General features: G+C 63.7%; 1 pseudogene. It reads right to left on the reverse strand.

Annotated features, from left to right (window positions below):
• Nucleotides 1–38 precede the first annotated feature (38 nt).
• A pseudogene (locus CRM90_RS30125) lies at nucleotides 39–449 on the reverse strand (hypothetical protein); the annotation flags it as partial.

Genomic DNA, 449 nt, shown 5'->3' on the forward strand with positions numbered 1-449 from the left:
GCTTATCTACACACCCCTACAGGCGACATCCCACGAAAAATCCGGGTTAGCACCGGGCGGGTAACGTCCAGGCCGCGTTCCCGCAGCCCCACCAGCAGGTTGGTGACCACGGTGGCGTTCTCGGTCGCACCCTCCACCAGCGCCTGTGGGTGCTCGTTCCCGTCGATGTCGATGTCCAGCACCACGACGCAGCAGGCCTCGGCAAGCTGCACCCCCGTCGATCATCAGCGCCACCACATCCAGGCCGAACAGATCCGCAGCCAGCAGCTCGGCCAGGGCGGTCTCGGTCATCGCAACGAACTTCCGCGACGCCGCAGACTTACTTGTGGCAGAAGATATTTCAATAACCCGCTGGCCGACGGGTTCGAGCCCGACCGGATAGCGCCGACTCGACAGGGCCTTGACCCCGGGTGGTGGACACGGGATTTGGATTAAGCAGCTTCTGGCAG

The sequence above is a fragment of the Mycobacterium sp. ENV421 genome, assembly GCF_002887815.1.
Lineage (GTDB): Bacteria > Actinomycetota > Actinomycetes > Mycobacteriales > Mycobacteriaceae > Mycobacterium.